The following is a 22849-nucleotide window of genomic DNA, read 5'->3' as shown; positions in this document are numbered from 1 at the left end:
CTACTGTTTTCTTGTGTCCTGACAGCTCNTAATTCTACTGTTTTCTTGTGTTCTTACAGCTTTGCCTTTTTCTTCTTGCTTCTTCTCATGACGCGCTACAAAGGCATTGACTTCATCATTCCATAACAAAGAATCCTGTGCTACTCCTTCAGAAACCTCTTTAATACGTGCATTCACATTCTTGATATTTGTATCAAGACCTGCAAAAGCGGTTCCAACACCTTGAAAGGCACTCTCTGTTACACTTCCATCTTTAGCAATGTAAGATAATTTATACGTTGGCTGTGTAAGAGCTCCATCTTTAAAGGATGCTTCTCCACCTAAAAACTTAGCTACATCCTCACCGATTTTATTAATCTGACCACCCGTAATTGCATCACGTGAACCCTTGGCAATCTGACCATCGGCAACATTATGAAGACCAACAGCTGCCTTATCCTTACCTTTGCCTAAAGTCACACTCGTGTAATCAATGCCGCCATTCTCACCCTCTTTTTTATCGTAATGAACAACAGCCGAGTCATCTGACTGAAGGCTGGTAGAAAGATCCTTCAAACCTTTATCAAGCTGACCTTTGTTAACAGCTTCATTATTTTTCTTTGCTTCCCCAACACCAGAAATTATCCGATCCCCACCGCTTTCATTTGCAATATTGATTTCTGCGCCACCTACTTTTGCACCAATAGTGAGACGACTCGTTGTCTTATCTTGCTGAACAAAGCTCTCGCTTTCCACTTTGGTAATCACATTATTAACCTGTTCAGTCAATTTATTCTGAACATTCGTGAGAGCCGTATTAACACCCTCAAACGCATCCGCTACATTCTGATAACTCTCTCTTTTTTCCTCTCCATCAGTATCGAAAGTTTTAATCTTAAAAGTAGGACCTCCTGAGTTTCCATTTCCAAAGTCAGCACCACCACCAAGATAATTAGCTAGATTGATACCCAGCGTATACAGTTGATGACCATTCACGGCTTCGGTTGAGCCCTGCGTTAAATCCCCTCCTGCAAGATTTTTAATTTTACCTACTCTACTGTCTTGCCCCTCTCCGCGCATAGCATTAAAGGCTTTATCAGTTTCACTCCACAATAAGGCATCGCCTCGAACTTCTTTATTAATATTGTCTAATTTGTCATTAAAATTATTTACAACAGTATTCAGATGTTTGTTTACATTTATGAAGTTCGTATCAATTCCTGAAAAAGCTTGTGCGACATCGGGATAGTCTTTTGAAGCACCTTCTTTACCATCAGCATCGAAAGTTTTAAGCGTGAATTTTGGACCTGTCCATGCACCATTTTCATATTTAGCGCCACCACCTAAATACTTAGCTATATTCGTGGCTACAATTGTAACATTTTGATTTGTAGTAAACAGCTGTGAGCCATTAACCGCTTCATCTGAATTTGCACTGAGATCGCCACCTAATAAACCGGAAATTTTCCGTTTCTCACTATCTTTATTCAGAATGCTAACTTCAGTGCCACCAGTTCCTTTCCCAATGGTGATAACACCTGTTCCCCCTGCACGAAGACTACGCGCTAATCTATTTTCTTCTTCTTGTTCTTGCTTAACAAGGATACTATCTCTTACATCAGCAATTTCATTATTTGTTGCAAATAACTGTGAACCATTCACCGCTTGTTGTGAAGTCTCAGTGAGTGCTGCAGCCTTAACTTTCTTTATCTCTTTACCTCCAGCATCAATACCATCGGTCGTTATTTTGGGGCCTCCAGAAATCACTAAGCCTGTTGCATCTAGGGCAGTTGTGCCTGCCTTTAAGCTCGTTAATGTAACATCTTGAGCTAAATCAAATTTTAGCTTATTGTCTTTTTCGCCCTTCGTAATATTTAGGTTACTACTTCCAGTGGAAAAATCTACTCCGCTATCCATAAGAACAGTCGTACCGTTTTTACCGCCAACAGAGAGTTTCCAACCATTTTTTCTTACAACATCTTCTAAGTCTCTTAACTGCCTAACATTAACTGCATCAGCAGGCTCAGAGCCAGCTGCTACGCCTGTAATTTGTCTGGTTATACCCTTACTATAATCACCAACACTCACTACACCCCGCGTACTTTTCCATTGTGATTCGGTATTTTTTGCAGGTCCCTGCAGCATAGAAGTATATCCTGAAACACCTGCAGCCCTATTAGCACCAGAATCTCTCCCTATAGCAACGCCATCTTTCACCGAAGCTACAGAATCGGCACCTATAGCGATAGCTCCCTCTTTCTGTGCTTCTGAATAAAATCCAAAAGCAATGCCATGCTTATCATTTACCTTTGCACGATGACCAACAGCAGTTGAACCATACCCCAAAGCCTTAGAAACAGCACCCACAGCCGTTGAATAATCACTCCCCGCAGTTGTATAATCGTCCAAACCATTGCCTGCATTATATTCGGAACCTATTGCGACACTGCTTGTTCCCATAGCGTGAGACATGTAACCTATAGCAATAGCATTATCCTTATCTGGTACATGAGCTTTATAGCCTATAGCAACACCTTTCTTTCCCTTTACAGATGCATCATCACCTATAACAACAGTGTCACTCGCTCGCGTATCTCGTTGCATTCCTTCAGTTGCACCACTCCGCAAAAGGTCAGAAACATTAACAGGGGCTGCATTCTCATTATTCCCTGAAAACTGTTGGGCTGTAGAGCTATCACGAACAAGCGACCGTGGACTAATGAGAGACTTTTTATATTGCTCGTCTGTATCTAGAGTTCTTACCAATAAATTTTTGCTATCGTCCGCAAAAACATTTACGATAGAACTCTTATCGCTCTTACCAGAAAGGGTTTTGGTTAAAAAATTTGCATAATCATCAGCAGCATTAATCTTTTCTAATCCCGCTTTATTGAGTGCTGTTAAATAATTGTCTTTTGAGACAGAAGAAGCATTCAAACCAGCAACAGAGACAATGCTTTGTGGATAAGACACCCCGGCACTTTTTACACCTTCAAGAAATGTGTTTCTAAAATCAGGATTTGCTGAAAAAACAGGTGTAACATTCGATAAAAATGTAGCCGCTGTAGCCAACGAAAGAACTTTAACAAAAGGAAAACGAGAACGTTTTAATTCACTCGCTGCTTGTGTGGCATATAATTTTTTCATAACAAACTCTCCAATGAAAAAACTTAGAAACACCTCCAAAACATAAAAAAGACACATTTTAGCATTATTGATCTCTTTGGAATTTAGAGTAGATGATCATTGCTTAGGGTGTGAACGTTTTGAGTCTTTAGTCTTGTTCTGTTTGTGCTCTCTGTATTGAGACCTGAATGTTTATCTTTTTGATTATGTTTTTTGGACATAAAGATAACACATTTAGAGTCTAAGGGTTTTATATACTGTTTTTTCCTAACTAAAAAAGAGTCCTTGTATTTTATATTACTTTTTACTTGGTAGTGGTTATTATAAAATCTTTTGAACTAGGTTTTAGTGTGTGTTTTCCTAATTATAGACTTTATTTTTATTAGAAAACATGGTTTTGTTAATAATAAGTAAAGTAAAAAGAAATTGTAATATTTACGGAATATAGTTTTCCTTGGATAATTGGCTTTTTAGTTAGATTTTTTCTTTTTAATATATCATATAATGATATATGCGTGGTCCCGTGATGTACCTTTTATCTTTACGCACTACTTATCCCCCCTTTGAAAGTTATTTTATCAAAATGAGTCTTACTAATATACATTTTCATACAGCTATAGGCTGTTCAAGAAAATAGCAACATAAAAATATAACTTTTTAGCAATATGGATTCTACTGTGATCTTTTTTCAACAAAATATAGAAAAATCTTCTATAAAACCTCACAGTTTATAGCGTCATCAAATATTATGCTTATCTTTAGATAAATACTGTGCATCTATAAAAAAACATCCACCCTTATTTCAATAAATAAGGGTGGATGTTTTGTTTTCTTTTCGTTGTTCGTATTATTTTATTTTCAGAGTGATTGCACCACCTATTCCCCAATGACCACCAGCACTCGTGGCAGAGAGATTAGAGCGGATTTTTCCGTTTTCAGATGTATAACCAGCACCAAGAGCAAATGCGGATTGTCCACGCCATGCGCCGCTACCAAATGAGACACTCAAAGATCCCGGCTCGTCAAAATAACGTAGGTTGGATACTGCTAGACCAACGGCGGCTGCTTGCCTTGCCTCTTTCCGTACGCTCTTAATGTCATAACTTAAAATATTAAACTTCATATCTGTATATCGGTCAGACCGATCAACAGCATCATCAATGGCATTAATAACAATATTATCCACCCGACTATCCGTATATTTTTTTGCATCATCGAGAACAATTTTCATCTGTTGCTGAGTGTAATCATGCAGTTGACCACCATTCACAGCTTCTTTCGAACCTTGTTCAATGCGACCATTGGCAACATTATCAATCATAACAGGTTCACTTTCGTTGCCACCTTTTAGAGTGATCTTATTGGTTTTTTTACCATCAGCATCTTTATCATAGTTAACTGCACCATCAGAAAGATTATTAACCGTGTTCTCAATATTATCAACTCTGTCTTCAATATTGAAAACCGTTTCACCAATATTCGTAACCGTAGTGGAAATATTGTCGACTCTGTTTTCAATATGCTTAATATCTTTTTCAACGCCAGTGATACGTTCGTTGGTTTCCCAAAGCTGTCCACCATTGACTGCATCTTTTGAACCTTCTGCAATTTTACCATCTGCTACATTGATAATCTTACTTGGTTGACCATCATGGCTAGCGTCATAAGCTTTTTTCTGCTCATTCCAATTTAAACCATTGGACGAGACATTGTTTTCAACACTTTGAATACGGTCGTTTATCTTAGACATACTCTCACTTACGCCGTCAAAAGCACTGGCAACGTTATGATAATCCTTCTTTTCACCAGAGCTCCCGTCAGCTTTGAATTGTGCTATCTTGAAAGTAGGAGCAGTCCATTCTCCATTATTATAGCCAGCGCCACCACCAAAATATGCAGCAAGCTGATTACTCATCAAATAAAGTTGCGAACCATTTATAGCATCGGTTGAGTTAGCAGAAATATCTCCATTAGCAAGAAACTTAATTTTGCTATTTTCTTTGTCTGCTCCATGCTGTGCTACAAATGCCTGCTCATCATTGCTCCACAACAAAGCATCCCCTTTGACTTCTTGTGTAATATCATTGATTTGTTGTGTAAAATTATTGACCACATTCGTGAGATGACTATTCACACTCTTCACATTTGCATCGAGACCACTCAAAGCTGAGCCAACATCATGATAATTGGCTTTTGCCACCTGACCATCTTCAACAATAACAGATAAACTATAGTTTGGTCCTTTAAAAGCACCATTTTCGAACGAGGCACCACCACCAAAATATTGTGATGTATTTTGAGAAATTGTTGAGAGATTATTCGTAACAGTGATAACATTCTGATTAGTAGCAAAGAGCTGCGAACCATTTACTGCATCGGTTGAATTAGCAGAAATATCTCCATTAGCAAGAAACTTAATTTTGCTATTGGTTTTTCCGTCTCCATGCTGTGCTACAAATGCCTGCTCATCATTACTCCACAATAGAGAATCTTTAGAAACACCCTCAATTTTCTGAGTAAATTCATTTGCTACATGTGTTAAGCGGCTATTCACATTGTTGATATTGTCATCAAGCCCTGTCAAAGCGTCACCAACATTATTATGGTCTTTAGATACTGCTACGCCATCTTCAGAAATGCGCGATAAATGATAGAGCGGACCGAACAAAATACCGTCGCTAAATTCCGCATTCCCACCCAAAATGTTTGCTACATCTCCAGATATTTTTTCAATCTGCCTACCATTGATCGCATCATGCGAATCTTCAGCAATTTTCCCATCTTTAACATTATGGAGGGAAACTGGTGCTGTAGTCTTATCACCACCCAAAGTTATGCTATTATAATCAACGGTATCGTTTTCTTTATCATAGAGAACTGCAGCAGCACTTGTACGATTAATATCATTAGAAATCTTCTCTATACTTTTATCAAGCTGGGCTTTGTTAACAGCTTCATCATTTCGCTCTGCAGCTTTTACACCAGAAATTGTACGAGCTTCACCAGATTTGTTTGCAACATTAATTTCTGTCCCCCCCGTTGTCACACCAATGGTAATAGTACCTGCATCTCCTTCCTGCTTAACAAGGCTATTTTTTGTCGCATTCGTAATCTGATTTTGGATATTCGTGATAGAAGTATCAACAGCATTAAAAGCAGAACCAACATCATTATGAGAATTACCCTGAATTGTGTAAGTTGGTGCTTTACCATTAGATACATCTGCACCACCACCAAAATATTGTGATGTATTTTGAGAAATTGTTGAGAGATTATTCGTAACAGTGATAACATTCTGATTAATAGCAAAGAGCTGCGAACCATTTACTGCATCGGTTGAATTAGCAGAAATATCTCCATTGGCAAGAAACTTAATTTTGCTATTGGTTTTTTCCTCTCCATGCTGTGCTACAAATGCCTGCTCATCATTGCTCCACAACAAAGCATCCCCTTTGACTTCTTGTGTAATATCATTGATTTGTTGTGTAAAATTATTGACCACATTCGTGAGATGACTATTCACACTCTTCACATTTGCATCGAGACCACTCAAAGCTGAGCCAACATCATGATAATTGGCTTTTGCCACCTGACCATCTTCAACAATAACAGATAAATTATAGTTTGGTCCTTTAAAAGCACCATTTTCGAACGAGGCACCACCACCAAAATAATTTGCTATATCTCCAGATATTTTATTAATTTGGTTCCCATTGATCGCATCATGCGATCCTTGCGCAATTATGCCATCTTTAACATTATGGAGGGAAACTGGTGCTGTAGTCTTATCACCACCCAAAGTTATGCTATTATAATCAACGGTATCGTTTTCTTTATCATAGAGAACTGCAGCAGCACTTGTACGATTAATATCATTAGAAATCTTCTCTATACTTTTATCAAGCTGGGCTTTGTTAACAGCTTCATCATTTCGCTCTGCAGCTTTTACACCAGAAATTGTACGAGCTTCACCAGATTTGTTTGCAACATTAATTTCTGTCCCCCCCGTTGTCACACCAATGGTAATAGTACCTGCATCTCCTTCCTGCTTAACAAGGCTATTTTTTGTCGCATTCGTAATCTGATTTTGGATATTCGTGATAGAAGTATCAACAGCATTAAAAGCAGAACCAACATCATTATGAGAATTACCCTGAATTGTGTAAGTTGGTGCTTTACCATTAGATACATCTGCACCACCACCAAAATATTGTGATGTATTTTGACTTACACTTGCAACGTCCCGATTAACCTGCTCCAACTGCGCAAAATTCACTGCATCATCAGGTTCTTCCCCAGCTGCCACTCCTGTAATCTGCTTATTGCCAGCATCAATACCATCCACAGTTATTTTAGCCCCATCAGCAAACAAAATGCCATCATCACTGATAGAGCTTCTCCCAGCGGTAACTCGTTCCACTGTAATATTATTAGCTAGATCAAATGTTACATTATTGTTTTCCTCACCTTTTGTAATCTTAAGGTTGTCACTTGCAGCCGACAAATCTACAGTATCTTGTACACCAACAGCTTTAGCATTTTTACCTCCAACAGATAGTCTCCAACCTTGGTCTACGTATTTTTGTAATGATTTTAACTGTGCAACATTAACGGCATCAGTGTCGCCACTACCAGCTGCCACTCCTACAATCTGGCGCGTTTTTTTTGATTTAGCATCACCAACACTCACTGCACCTAGCGTACTCGCCCATATCATGTCGTCAGAATCTGAAGGGCCTTTAGTTAAAGAATTATACCCGATAGCGCCAGCAGCAACATCAGCCACAGACTCGCTCCCAAGAGCAACACCTAAATTTACCGTCGTTTTTGAATAAGCACCAAAAGCTATAGATTCCTCACTGTCCGCCTTAGCACGATGTCCAATGGCAATTGATTCTTCGCCCGTCGCTATTGTACGGCCCTCAATAGGAATCGGCTTACTACCACTTCTACCTTCACCACCTATTGCGATACTTTTTTTACCTACAGCGTACGCCAAATGACCTACAGCAACTGTAAAGCTATTATCCACCTGCGCACCGTAACCAACAGCAACCGAATCTGGAGCATTTACTATTATCTTGGCACCAAGAGCAGTAATATCACTATTTCCATGGAGTTTTTCAGCCTTTGTTATATCATTACCAAATATGACATTAGTACCCTCTACGTCACGTTGCTGTCCGGTATCGCGCTGCATTCTAGTCATAGAGTCATTGCGCAAAGGATTCAATGCATCAATAATCGCTGTATTCTCACCATTCTGTACACTGATGATCGATTTTTTATATTGCCAGCCTGCATCTAATGTTCTTTCCGATGAGTTTTTGCCATCTGCCCTCAAAACATTCACAATAAGATTATCATTACTTATACCAGAAAGGGTTTTGGTTAAAAAATTTACATAGTTATCAGAAGCGTTAACTTTTGGCATCATTGCTACATTCAATGCTGTTAAATAATTTTCCTTATCACCATCATAGTAATCATACGCAGAGATAATGCTTTGCGGATAAACCACGGCAGCATTCTTCACATTTTCAAGAGATGCTTTTGTTAAATCGAGATTTGCTGAAAAAACAGGAGCAGCATTCGATAAAAACAAGGCAACCGCAGTTCCCAACGAAGCTACTTTAAACAACGATAATCGACGATGTGAGCGAGAAAAACTCAAATCACGCAGATTTTGTGTAGTATATAATTTTTTCATAATACCCCCCTTCATAATAATAGATTCAAAACACAAAAAAGGTATGATCTAGAGCTCTAAAGCTTTCCTATTTCCCTTGCGTGTTCCTGCTTTTACAGCGTGTTTTAGGACATAAATAAAATTAAGACGTAAGCTGTTGTTTCTGCAACGCCTTTAAAGGATAATTAGGGGTAGGTTCGTGAAAGTCAATTTGAGGAAGGTAAAAAAATACTTAATATTAGAATGGATTTCGTTTTTCTATCAAGGGTTGTGTGTCGTTTTTAGCTTTGATCTCTTTGAAAGAGGTATAATTTTTGTGCCTATTGATCATCCGCCTAGGCATCAGTTTATTTTTCGTGAATAAGATTTTTTATTTCATTAGAGGATTTATGAAAGCTTTTTACTAAAATGCCCCATCTATATCCTTACTAATGGTAATGTGTCTCGTTGCTGTATCCTATTTTACAAAAATACTCACTGCTACTTGTTCTTTTATTCCCTTCAGTTGTGAAAAATTCACTGCATCAGTATTGCTAGTTCCTTCTGCAACATTTGTTACTTTTTTACTTGCCGCATTAATATTACCGGTGGTTATTTGCGGGACATCAGTAATTACTAAGCCTGTTGCATCGACTTTTGTTTTCTCTCCTAATGTTATGCTTTTCAATGCTATATCATTAGCCAAACCAAATATGAGCTTATTTTCATCGTCCTTATCTCTTTTAACCCTGAAGTCACTTCCTCCAGATGAAAAATTTATTGTACCATCTAGCACCCATATCTTTAGCTGCCTCACCAGAAATAGACAGTTTCCAACCTTTTTTTCTTACGACTTCTTCTAAATCCTGCAACTGTCTAAGGTTCACTGCATCGGCAGGTTTGCTACCAGCTGCTACACCTATAATTTGTCGCGTTATGTTTTTACTAGGAACACCAATACTTACTGCAAATTTCGTACTTTTCCATTGAGATTCAGTGTTTTTAGCCGGTCCTTTCAGAAGAGACGTATACCCAAAAACGCCATCAGCCCTACCGGACACAGAGTTGTTCTCAATAGCCCCCCATCAACCGTCACTTTAGAATAAGAACCTAAAGCGATACTTCCAACCCCATTTGCTTTTGAATAGAAGCCCATAGAAACAGCTCCTATTACTGTTGAATAATCACTCTTCGCAAGTTGTATAATCATTTTCCCCGTGTTCGCTCTTCTTATTATATTCACCACCTATTGCGATACTGCTTTTCTCTAAAGCGTAAGCCATATTGCCTACAGCAACGCTCCATTCTTTTTCCGTTTGCGCTCCACTACCCTAAAGCAATACTTGTGTTTGGAGTACGTTGCATATCTGTAGATCGTTGCATTATAAAGCATACGTTTAAAACTATACGAAAATAAAAGCTAAAACTGTCTTCTTTTAATAAAGGGTATATTCGTATTGATATTGCGTGAAGCATTTTAACAAATCAAAATAATAGCAATCAATTTTTTGAATCTTTACCACTAAGGTCTTTTATTCTCAACAAAGTTGTCAGAGGCTTTTTATATTCGGATTTTATATAATTACGGGAGTTTTATACATTTAGAATAGCTTTAGAGAGCTCTGGAAGAAAGTAAAAAATTTGCCCTTTTCTTAAATAAGAAAAAGGCAAATCAATTTTATGGATTTAGTCGTTTATTAGTTGAGTATCACATTAATCCCTGTACTTATACCCCAGTGACCTCCAGAAGTGGTAATTGACAAGTTGGAACCAATATCACCGTTCTCTGAAGTATAACCTGCACCAAAAGCAAAAGCAGATTGACTACGCCATAAACCACTACCAAATGCGATTGTTAATTTTCCAGGGATATCACTATAGCGTAAACCAGCTACCGCTAAACCAACAGCTGCTGCTTGTCTTGCCTCTTTTCGAACATCCTCAACAGCATAACTTAATGTCGAAAACTTCATATCCGTATACGAATTAGCCTCACTAACTCCATCTTTTACAAGATGAGAAACTTGCTCATCCGTATACTTATTGGCACTTTCAAGCACAAAATCCATCTTATCTTTTAATTGACCGCCATTAACCGCTTCTTTCGAATCCTTTTCAATCTTTCCATCGGCTACATTGGCTATTAATACTGGAGAACTGTCATCTCCACCAACTAATGTAACTTTATTGGTCTTTTTGCCCGTTTTTTTATCTTTATCGTATTGTACAGATCCCTCCGTAACTTTATTTTCAATATCCTTGACCTGATCTGTAATCATCTGCTGAGTTTCCCAAAGCTGTCCTCCATTCACAGCTTCTTTTGAATCTCTGTCTACCTTGCCATCCGCTACATTGATAATCTTACTTGGACTCTTAACACCCTGAGCATCAACATGAGATGCATCATAGCTTCCTTTTTCTTCATTCCAATTCAGACTATTCGAAGAGGTATCCTTTTCAACTTCTTTTATACGATCGTTGATAGTGCTCATGCTGTCATTAACAACATCAAATGCTTCAGAGACACTATTACGCTCCTCTTTATCACCTTTCGTACCATCCTTATTAAAGACCTGAACGGTGAATTTTGGTCCTTGCCAGTTTCCTTCCTTATCATAACCAGCTCCTCCACCAAAATATGAAGCAAATGTCTGTTGAAGAGTATAAATCTGACCACCATTAATCGCATCCGTAGAATCTTCTGATATCTTTCCTTTGGCAAGGAACGTGATCTTGCTGTTTTCCTTTTTACCTTCTTTCTCATGCTGTGCTATAAACGCACCTGCATCATCACTCCACAACAACGCATTTTGCTCAATGTTTTCTGAAATCTCATTATGAAGATTCTTGAAAACTTTATTTACACCGGCAAACGCGGCTGCAATACTATCATAATCTTCCTCTTCAAAGCTCCCATCTTCTTGGAAACTCATTATCTTGAAACCTGGAAGATCCCAGCCATCACCATCATACTTAGCATCTCCACCAAAATACTTCGCTAGTGACTGATTCAGATCATAAATCTGTCCGCCATTAACCGCATCACTCGAGCCTGACGCTATAGAACCAGCCGCAAGCGATGTGATCTTGCTTGCTTTTCTGTCTTCACCTTCCCCATGCAGAGCGACAAAAGCTTTGTCACCATCGCTCCAAGATAAAGAATCTTGTGCAACTCCCTCTGAGACCTCCTTAATGCGAGCGTTCACATTCTTGATATTGTCATCAAGCCCTTTAAAGGCAGAACCAACATCGGTATGCGGTTTATCTGTTACTTCACCACCTTTATCAATACTGGATAAATTATAAGTTGGCCCTTTAAAAGCACCATCCTTAAATTCAGCATCTCCACCCAACAATTTTGCTATATCCATTGAAAGAATGTGAACCTGTCCTCCATTGATAACATCCGTTGAGTTTTCCGCAATCGATCCGGCGGCTACATTATGGAGCGCAACAGGTGTAGCATCCTTCCCTTTCCCAAAAGTTACATTTGTATAATCAGTTTGATCATCTGTTGTTTTATCATAAAGAACAACAGAAGAACTATCAGACAAAAGGGTATCAGAAAGATCTTTTAAACCTTTATCAAGCTGTCCCTTGTTAACCGCTTCATTGTCTTTTTCTGCCGCCTTCACACCAGAAAGGGTTCGATCCTTATCACTCTTGTTTGCGATATTGATTTCACTACCTTCTACTCCTTTACCAATGTTGATAACATCTTCATTTTTCGTAACAAGCAGATTACTGATTACATCGCTGATCGCATTTTGAACCTTTGTGAAAAGTTTACCCACGCCTGAAAATGCATCTGATACATTATTATAGCTTGATTCAGCTTCAGTACCATCGTCATTGATAGTTTTGAGCTTAAAATCAGGAACATTCAATTCCCCATCCTTATATTCAGCGTCATTAGAAAAATATTTTGCAACCTTATCGCCCAGTGAATAAAGTTGAGAACCATTTACTGCATCCGTCGATTCCTTCGTAATATCTCCTACAGCAAGCGATGTAATTTTACTGGCTTTTCGGTCATCACCTTCCCCATGCAGGGCGACAAAAGCTTTGTCACCATCGCTCCAAGATAAAGAATCTTGTGCAACCCCTTCTGAGACTTCCTTTATACGAGCATTTACATTCTTGATATTATCATCAAGTCCTTTAAAGGCAGAACCAACATCAGTATGCGGTTTATCTGTTACTTCACCTTTTTCATCAATATTCGATAATTTATACTCTGGTACTTTAAAGTTTTTTCCATCAAAGGATACATCTCCACCTAAAATTTTTGATAAATCCCCAGTGATTGTATAAAGCTGGCCACCATTAACGGCATCTGTCGAGTTTGTGCTAAGATCTCCACCCGCAAGACCTGTTATTTTTTTACCTGCAGCATCAATACCATCCGCTATTACTTTGGGACCATTTTCAATAGTTAAGCCCGTTTTATCTAAAGTGATGTCTTTTAATTTTACACTGTTCAATGTGACATCTTGTGCCAAATCAAATGTTATTTTTTTGTCTTTATTGTCTGTTGTATCACTATTTTTAATCTCAAAGTTTTTGCTTCCAGAAACCAAATTTAATATATCACCCGGCTGAAAGTTTGAAACAACCTTATCATTAAGAGAAAGTGTCCACCCTTGTGCTACAAATTCTCTTAATTTTTTCAGCTGTGCAATGTTGACGGCATCAGTGTCTGCATAACCCGCTGCCACACCTGTAAGCTGTCGTGTTATCTTATTCGGAGCATCACCAACACTAAAAGCTCCTTGAGTGCTCTTCCATATCACACCATCATCCGTTGACTGGCTCCCTATGGAAGGATCATAGCCAACTGCGGACACTGAGTTACGAGAAACAGATTTATAACCCACAGCAACACCACCCTCAGGAAGTACTTGTACATTTGAACCTAATGCCATACTATTTTTGGCTGTTGCAGCTGAAAGTCCACCTAATGCAATACTATTTTCACCAGATGCATTTGCAAAACCACCTAATGCAATACTATTTTCACCAGATACATTTGCAGAACCACCTAATGCAATACCATTGTTAGCAGTTGCACTTGAAAGCTTACCTATAGCAATACTTTCTTGCCCACCTTTTCCCTCACTGGCAGCAATTGTAATGCTCTCCGTTTCGGCATGCCATTTAAAGACACTACCATCGGTAGCTTTTTTAATCTCATTGTGAAGATTTACATAAGACTTACCCACACCTTCAAAGGCTTTGGCTACATTTGGAAAACTTTCTTCTTCAATCTCATTCGTCTCAGGATTTAAAGTTTTAATTTTGAACTCTGGATTATCCCATTGACCATTCGTAAATTTAACACCACCACCTAAATATCCAGCTATATGGGTAGCTACAACATTCAACTGACTGCCATTTACCGCCTCTTGTGAATCTGCACTAAGATCACCAGATGTAACACCCGTTACCTTTTTATTTCCAGCATCAATACCACCGGTGGTTATTTTCGGACCATTAGTAATTACTAAGCCCGTGGCATCGAAGGTATTTGTGCCTGCCTTTAAGCTCGTTAATGTAACATCTTGAGCTAAATCAAATTTTACATTATTGTCTTTATCACCTTTTGTAATGTTAAGATTTGTACTTCCAGTGGAAAAATCTACTCCGCTATTCATAATGACTGTTTTAGCATTTTTACCGTCAACAGATAGTTTCCAACCATTTTTTCTTACGACATCTTCTAAGTCTTGCAATTGTCTTAGATTCACTGCGTCTGCATCTTCACTACCAGCCGCTACACCTGTAATTTGTCGTGTTTTGCCAGCATCAACATCACCAACACTAACAGCACCTAATGTAGATTTCCAATAAGATACCTCATTTTTTGCAGGTCCCTGCAGCACAGAAGTATAACCCGGAACACCAGCAGCCCTATTGGCTACAGAATTGCTTCCTATAGCAACACCCCCTGCTACCTTCACTTGCGATTTAAAGCCTAAAGCTGTACCGCTGTCCACCTCCACCCGTACAAAACGACCAACAGCAACCGCGTCATTCTTTAGTGCCACTATATCTGCACCAACAGCAACGGATCCACCTCTATGGATCTCAGATTTAGAACCTATGATAACAGATGCCGCTAGCTCTTTATCTCCTTCAGCTAATACCGCCTTCGCTTTATAACCAATAACAACACTGTCCACGGTTTTCGCATCAACATCTTCACCAAAGATGACATTACTTCCCGATACATCACGTTGCATTCCCTCTGTTGAACCACTCCGTAAGATATTAGACACATTAATAATATCTGTATTTTCATCATCCTGTGCAAGCTGTTGGTTTAAAGAGCTATCAACCACAAATGACCGTGGACTGACGAGAGACTTTTTATATTGCCCTCCTGCATCTAGGGTTCTTGCCAATACATTTTTGCTATCCGCCATCAAAACATTCACGACAGGACTATAATCACTTACACCAGAGAGGGTTTTAGTTAAAAAATTTGCATAGTCATCGACAGCATTAATCTTTTCTAATCCCGCTTGATTGAGTGCTGTTAAATAATTGTCTTTTGAAACAGAAGAAGTATTCAAACCAGCAACAGAGATAATGCTTTGCGGATAAGAGACACCAGCACTGTTAACACCTTCGAGAAAGGTGTTTCTAAAATCAGGATTTGCTGAAAAAACAGGTGTAACATTCGATAAAAATGTAGCCGCTGTAGCCAATGAAAGAACTTTAACAAAAGAAAAACGAGAAAATTTTAAATCGCTCCCTGCTAATTTTGTATATAATTTTTTCATAATGAACTCCCCAATGAAAAAATAACTATAACCACAAAAAAAACACATTTAAACGCTATAAAGTTCTTTGAAATTGGTTTTTCTAAATATATTCAAAAGCCTAAGGACTGATTGAAAAGATAGAGAAGTTTATAGTTAACGCGCTTCTTTCTCTTACCTTTCCTAAAAAGGTAAGTTTTTTGGTGGTTGGTTTTTTTAATCTTTAAACCTGTTGGTTGTTTTTTGCAAGGGGTAGAATTGGTTTAGTATATTGTTTTTATAACTTCCTCCAGTAAAATTGAAATACGTTTAAATATATATATTTGTCTTACTAGAAATTTTTTTAATAGATTTTTAGAGAGTGAAAGATTTTTTAGATTTAAAAGTTAACGCAGAAAATAATGAACTTATAATTTATGAAAAGACTTATTATCTTATTTTGAAATAAGAAGTTCATTTTGTTGAAAGCGTCCGGTCTTTCTGTTTTTTAAACCTGTATTTATCGTTAGCGCTTATCAATTTATATATATGTATTTTTACATACGTAACAACAATTCACCCCTGTCTCATGAGACAGGGGTGAAAAGGAATTTTTATGTATTTTGTTTATTATCAATTCAATGTCATATTGAATCCCGCACCTACACCCCAGTGACCTCCAGAAGTTGTTGCGGATATGTTAGAGCGGTATTTTCCATTTTCTGAGGTGTAACCTGCACCAAAGGCAAATGCAGACTGACTACGCCATAAACCAGTACCAAATCCAACGCTTAATTTTCCAGGTGTATCATTGTAGCGTAAGTTAGACACCGCAAGACCAATAGCCGCTGCTTGTCTGGCCTCTTTTTTCACACTCTCAATACTATAGTTTAAAATATCAAACTTCATATCTGTATATTGCTTAGCCCGATCAACAGCATCATCAATCGCATCAATCACAATATTATTAACCCGTTGATCTGTATACTGCTTGGATTCATCAAGAATAATCTTCATCTGTTCTTTAGTATAATCATGAAGTTGACCACCATTTACAGCCTCTTTCGAGCCTTTTTCAATTTTACCATCAGCTACATTATCAATCAGAACAGGTTCACTGGCATCCCCCCCCGCTAATGTGATTTTATTGGTTTTTTTGCCGTTTTCATCTCTATCATAACGAACAGCATCCTCTTCAATGCCGTCAACTCTATTATTGATGTTATCAACTTTGGCATCAATATTGATAACTGTATCACCAATATCAGCAATCGTATTGGAAATGGTATCAACTCTGTTGGTAAGATGTTTCACATCTTTTTCGACACCAGTGACACGTTCATTGGTTTCCCAAAGTTGCCCACCATTGACGGCATCTTTCGAGCCTTTTTCAACTTTACCATCGGCTACATTGATAATCTTACTTGGTTGACCATCATGGTTAGCGTCATAGGCTCCTTTCTCCTTATTCCAGTGTAGAACATCTGAATCAACCTTGTTGATGACATCATTAATACGGTTATTTATGTTTACCATACCGCCATTAACACCACCAAAAGCATCAGCGACATTATGGTGCTCTTTCTCAACAGTCGTACCATCAGCATTGACTTGAACAATCTTAAAAGTAGGATCTGTCCATTTGCCATTCTCATATTTGGCACCGCCACCGAAATAATTCGCAAGTTGGTTATTCATGGAATAAAGTTGGTTGCCCGTAATGGCATCTGTTGAACCTTGAGCAATCTCACCATCTAAAAGATACTTCAATTTGCTGTTTGTTTTCTTACCATCTTTTTCATGACGTGCCACAAATGCTTCTTCCTCATCATCCCACAGTAAAGCATCTTTAGAGAAATCTTCAATTTTCTGGTTAAACTCATTGGATACATTCGTTAAACGTTGATTCACATCTTGAACATTTTTATCAAGACCTGTTAAAGCATCACCAACATTGTAAAAATTAGCCTTCCCTACTTCACCACCTACAATAGCGGATAAAGTATATTTCAGCCCTTCAAAAGCACCGTTAATGAACTTTGCACCACCACCAAAAAACTTTGCAATATCTGCTGATATTTTATTAATCTGACTACCATTGATTGCATCGTTGGAATTTTCAGAAATGCTACCATCTTTTACGTTATGAAGAGCAACTGGTCCGTTGTTCTTATCGCCGCCCAAAGTTACACTACCATAATTAACACTATTATCGTCATTCTTATCATAGAGAACCGCAGCAGCAGTTACTGTCTCAATATCTTTAGAAATCTTATTTATGCTTTTATCAAGTTGGTCTTTGTTAACAGCTTCATCACCATTTTCTGCCTCCCGCACGCCAGAAATTTTACGTCCTGAACCACCAACACCTGCAATATTGATCTCAGTACCAGCGGTATCCTTACCAATAGTAATAATACCTGATGCACCTCCATCTTGCTTAACAAGACTATTTTTTACCACATCGGAAATCTTATTATCAATATTTGTGATAGAAGTATTAACACCTGTAAACGCTTCCGTAACATTATGATAGGTCTTCCCCTGAATAAGGAAAGCTGGTTCTACACCATTCAGTACATCTGTACTACCCCCAAAATATTTCGATGTATTTTGAGCGACTGTTTTAAGATTATCAGTAACAGTTGTAACCTTCTCATTCGTAGCAAAAAGTTGTGAACCATTTACTGCTTCAGTAGATGTTCGAGAAAGTTCTCCATCTTTTACACCGGAAAGTGTTCTTTCTTGCTTATCTTTATTTACAAGGCTGATTTCAGTACCACCGGTTGCTTTACCCACAGTAATAAGACCATCTTCTCCCTCCTGCTTTACAAGGCTATTTTCTGTTACATTGTTAATCTGATTATAGATATCCGTAATAGAACTATCAACACCTTCAAAAGCATCAGCAACATTCGTATACCTATTCTCAACAATATTACCATCAGGATCGTTACGAGAAACTTTGAATACAGGCCCCGTCCATTCTCCATTCTCATATTTAGCACCACCGCCAAAATAATTCGCAATCTTATCGCCCATCTTATAAAGTTGAGAACCATTTATTGCATCTGTTGAATCTCCTGAAATATCGCCATCCGCAAGGAACTTAATCTTACTATCTGTCTTCTGTCCATCTTTTTCATGAAGTGCAACAAATGCACTCTCAGAACTGCTCCACAATAAAGCATCTTTAGAGAGACCCTGAATTTCCTCAGTAAAATTATTGACTACATGTGTTAAACGACTATTCACATTTTTGACATTCGCATCAAGCCCAGTCAAAGCATCACCAACATTTTCAAAGGTTTTCTGTTCTACCTTACCATCTGCAGAAACGGTAGATAAATTATACTGTGGTCCAACAAACACACCATTTTCAAATGAAGTACCACCACCAAAGAATTTTGCAATATCTCCAGAGATTGTATTAATTTGACTACCATTTACAGCTTCCATGGAGTCTTTGGAAATTTCACCATTTTTTACACCTGCAATGGTTCGCTCTCCCTCAGTACCTGTAATATCAATTTTCGTACCGCCTTTTTCAGCACCAATAGTGATAAGCTTCTGATCTTCTTTCCATTTAACAAGACTATTTTCTGTTACATTATTAATCTGACTATAAATATCTGTGATAGAAGTATCAACAGCAGCGAAAGCATCCGTTACATTGTCGTGTTTTGTATTCTGAACCATAAAAGTTGGTTTGATACCATTAAGTATATCTGTCTCCTCACCACCAAAAAAATCCACTATATTAGTAATATAATTAAACAGTTGATGGCCATTTATTGCTTCTGTTGAATCGGAACTGACTTTTCCAACTGCAACGCCAGAAATAATTCGATCCTTGCCTTCAGAGTTCGCAATATTGATTTCGATACCTTCTTTTTCAGCACCAATGGTAATATTTTTTTTACTTTTACTCCATTTAACAAGACTATTGTCTTCTATCTCAAACTTCATTTTATATAATTGTGAAAGATTAACAGCATCATGCTCATTGCTACCATCTGCGACTCCTGTAATTTTTGTATTGGCGGCATGAATACCACCCTTGGTCATTCTTGGGCCATCTTTGATCATGAAACCGGCATTACTCATTCTGCTGTCCCCTGTTTCTACACGACCAACTTTAATATATTCGCTTAAATCAAACTTTACTTCATTGTTATCACCTTTGGTAATTTTTATATTTGTGTTCTCACTCTCATTATTATCATCGTCTTTATGCTTAACTGCAACAAACTTTACTGTACTTCCTGCTTCAACATCTGTAGCTTCTTCATCTTCAACAGCAAGTTTCCAGCCCGTTTCCATCCCCGCTGTAAAGTCTTTCAGCTGTTTATAATTTACTGCATCAGTATCATCAGTACCAGCTTTCACTTTTGTAATCTTTTTGCCACCAGCATCAATACCTTTCATAGTTATGCTTGGACCACCATCAACAAACTTAAAGCCATCGTTGCTCATAATGCTGTTGCCTGTCGTGACACTCGTGAGCTTAAGAGTATCATTCAAAGAAAATGTAACTTTATTACTGTCTTTTGCAATTTTTATATTTTTGCTACCATCTTCATTTTCACCAGCAACAAAATCTACTGTACTCCCAGCTTTAACATCTGTAGCATTGTTACCATCAACAGAAAGTTTCCAGCCATTTTCTGCAAGTGTCCTTACCTCTTTCAGCTGTTCATAATTTACAGCATCAGTATTGCCTTCTGCCTTAGCTACTCCTGTAATTTTTTTATCACCAGCATTAATACCATTCAAAGTTATGCTTGGTCCATTACCATCAATAAACTTAAAGCCCTCATCACTCATAATGCTGTTGCCTGTCGTGACACTCGTAAGCTTAAGGTTATCATTCAAAGAAAATGTAACTTTATTACTGTCTTTTGCAATCTTTATATTTTTGCTTCCGTCCTCACCCGCATCCGCAACAAGATCTACTGTACTCCCAGCTTTAACATCTGTAGCATTGTTCCCATCAACAGAAAGTTTCCAGCCTGCTTCAGCAAGTGTTCTTACCTCCGTCAACTGCTTATAATTTACAGCATCAGTATCTTCTTCCCCTGCCGCTACCCCTTTAATCGTTTTATTACCAGCATGAATGCCATTAACAGTTATGCTCGGCCCCTCATCACCGTCAAATCTAAAGCCAGCAGCATCCATAATGCTGTCTCCTGCTGTGACAGTCATTACCTGAATATCATCAGCTAGATCAAATGTGACATTGTGATCATTATCTTTTTCGATCTTGATATTTTTTGTACCTTTATTGTCAACTGACTGAAAATTTACTGTACCATTTGGACCAATAGCCGTAGCATTTCCACCGTTAACAGCAAGCTGCCAACTCGTTTTGTTCGCGTTTTTCACCTCTTGCAACTGTTTATAATTCACTGCATCGTTAGGTTCAGACCCATCTGCTACGTTTGTGATCTTTTGCTTGGCTGCATCAATACCATCAATAGTCATGCTTGGACCATCATTACCATTAATAAAAAAGCCGTCTACAGTCATGCGTGAACCGCTTTCACCGTTAACAAAAAAGCCATCATCACTCATCGTGCTTTGGCCTGTGGTGACTTGCGTCAATTTAAGATGATCATTTAAAGTAAATTCAATTTTATGCTTATTATCTGCAGTGTTTTTTGCAATCTTTAAGTTGTCTTTTCCCGCTTCTTTTTCACTTTTCACTGAAAAATCTACAGTATTGCCTGAATTCACATCTGTCGGATCGGTATCGTTAGCAGAAAGTTTCCACCCCCCTCCCCCTGCTATGATATCTTTCATAGCTTTTAGTTGCGCCACGTTTACCGCATCAGTATCTTCACTTCCAGCTGCAACCCCTGTAATTTGTCGTGTTAACGTACCATTACCACGACCGCCAACTTCACCAACGCTAAAAGCGCCTGTGGTGCTCTTCCATGCTATACTGGTTTTTGTTGTCCCTTTACCTGTTGCAGGATCATAACCAGCAACCCCCTTCTCTCTATCAGAGATAGCCCCACCACCTACAGCAACACCATCTCTAACAAGCACTTGCGAATTTACACCAATGGCAACCGAATCTTCCTTTTCAGCATAAGCTTGCGTACCTATAGCAATCGCATTTTCAGCATTCGCGATTACTTTTCTGTTAGGATCATTTTCTTCGGTTCTGTCAGAGCGCCTGCCCCCTATTGCAATAGCACCTGAAGCTTTAGCTTCAGCATCTGTACCTATAGCAATCGTATAACTCTTTTCTGCCTTTACCTTTGTACCTAAAGCAATGCTATTTGTACCTAATGCAGTTGCAAGCCCTCCAATAGAAACTGAAGATTTGCCCGATGCTTCTGAGCCTACACCCATAGCAACACTTGCTATACCACTTGCAAGTGCGGAAACACCAAAAGCTTGTGCACCCCCTGCCTTTGCTGTCGCACCTGCACCAAATACGGTTGAATAATTACCCGTCGCTGCAGATCCACAACCCGTTGCAAAAGAATAAACACCGTAAGCCTCAGGCATAGCATTAATGATACCACTAGTGTTTGTTCCCATATAAGTAGCATTGTTGGTTAGAATCCCAGCGCCTTGCCAAGTAACCTTTTCAGTGGTCGTGCCATAAGGTTTACGACCATTAAAAACTTTCTCACCAATAAATCGCTCATATTGTTCTTGTGCGGTTATTCGTTGATTATCGGAAATTCCCTGCTGTTGTTTGCCGCCACGACCAATAACATTGTCTGCACCACAGTAGTCATCATCACCAGCAAAAACAACACTCCCATGACTACCGTGTGCATATACAACACCAGTACCAGGTGTACTTTGACTCGTCCCTCCTACTATCGCAAGATTCGCCGCAAAAACAGGAGAAACACTCGATAAGAGTGTGGCCATTACCGTACTAAGAGAGACAACTTTAATTAAATTTGGTGTGGAATATTTTTTTTTCATAAGAATCTCCTCCTACAGAGTTCAACATCATCACAACGCGCGAAAACACACATGGCAAAACCCTTAGTTTGCGCATTTCAAAAACCAATAAATCAAGACAAAACCCTCCCCCTACGATACCGCTATTTTTTACGGCATCGCCCTAAAATCTTTGCAACAACATCGAATCTAGAAAAGTCCCCAACCCTTTTAGCTAGAGGGATTCAAGCTAAAAAATAAATAAAAACACAAAACTTTGAAAATATACTGTTATCTCCATTCAAAAATACTGCGATTTATCTCTTAACAAAAATAGTTTCACTAAAGAGCAATTCTACTTTTCAAATAAAGCGCATCAGAAGAATGGCAAGAGTGTAAAAATTATTTTTTATAAATTTATAAA

The 22849-nt window shown here is 38.4% G+C and carries 7 protein-coding genes; all 7 read right to left on the bottom strand.

The annotated features are described in order from the left end of the window. The 7 genes from ACFIKX_RS04260 to ACFIKX_RS04230 all read right to left on the bottom strand — a co-directional run bounded on the left by ACFIKX_RS04260 (position 1) and on the right by ACFIKX_RS04230 (position 22467). A complete protein-coding gene (locus ACFIKX_RS04260; protein WP_375661213.1) occupies positions 1-3126 on the bottom strand; it encodes a hypothetical protein in 3126 nt (1041 codons plus the stop codon). An 826-nt stretch (positions 3127-3952) separates the two neighbouring features. Further along, positions 3953-8815, bottom strand: a complete 4863-nt coding sequence (locus ACFIKX_RS04255; RefSeq protein WP_375661212.1) for a Vomp family autotransporter — start codon at positions 8813-8815, stop codon at positions 3953-3955. 436 nt (positions 8816-9251) lie between these two features. After that, a complete protein-coding gene (locus tag ACFIKX_RS04250) occupies positions 9252-9569 on the bottom strand; it encodes a hypothetical protein (protein WP_375629595.1) in 318 nt (105 codons plus the stop codon). Continuing rightward, on the bottom strand, positions 9529-9834 hold the full coding sequence (locus tag ACFIKX_RS04245; protein ID WP_375629592.1) for a hypothetical protein: 306 nt from the start codon (positions 9832-9834) through the stop codon (positions 9529-9531). Before ACFIKX_RS04245 ends, ACFIKX_RS04250 begins: the two co-directional genes overlap by 41 nt. Beyond that, on the bottom strand, positions 9789-9983 hold the full coding sequence (locus ACFIKX_RS04240) for a hypothetical protein (protein WP_375629589.1): 195 nt from the start codon (positions 9981-9983) through the stop codon (positions 9789-9791). The genes ACFIKX_RS04245 and ACFIKX_RS04240 overlap by 46 nt, the downstream gene beginning before the upstream one ends. A 487-nt stretch (positions 9984-10470) precedes the next feature. After that, positions 10471-15558 carry a YadA-like family protein gene (locus ACFIKX_RS04235; RefSeq protein WP_375629586.1) on the bottom strand — a complete coding sequence of 1696 codons (5088 nt, stop codon included), beginning with the start codon at positions 15556-15558 and terminating at the stop codon, positions 10471-10473. A gap of 591 nt (positions 15559-16149) precedes the next feature. Beyond that, complete coding sequence (locus ACFIKX_RS04230; RefSeq protein WP_375629583.1) at positions 16150-22467, bottom strand: Vomp family autotransporter; 6318 nt, start codon at positions 22465-22467, stop codon at positions 16150-16152. Between the last annotated feature and the right edge of the window lie 382 nt (positions 22468-22849).

It is taken from the genome of Bartonella sp. CM86QHHN (assembly GCF_042194695.1).
GTDB lineage: Bacteria > Pseudomonadota > Alphaproteobacteria > Rhizobiales > Rhizobiaceae > Bartonella.
This window is presented reverse-complemented; position numbering and strand designations above follow the sequence as displayed.

Bases quoted from the DNA above. Each gene is read 5' to 3' on its own strand.
- ACFIKX_RS04230 (WP_375629583.1), bottom strand. From the start codon at position 22,467: ATGAAAAAAAAATATTCCACACCAAATTTAATTAAAGTTGTCTCTCTT.
- ACFIKX_RS04240 (WP_375629589.1), bottom strand. From the start codon at position 9,983: ATGATTATACAACTTGCGAAGAGTGATTATTCAACAGTAATAGGAGCT.
- ACFIKX_RS04255 (WP_375661212.1), bottom strand. From the start codon at position 8,815: ATGAAAAAATTATATACTACACAAAATCTGCGTGATTTGAGTTTTTCT.
- ACFIKX_RS04235 (WP_375629586.1), bottom strand. From the start codon at position 15,558: ATGAAAAAATTATATACAAAATTAGCAGGGAGCGATTTAAAATTTTCT.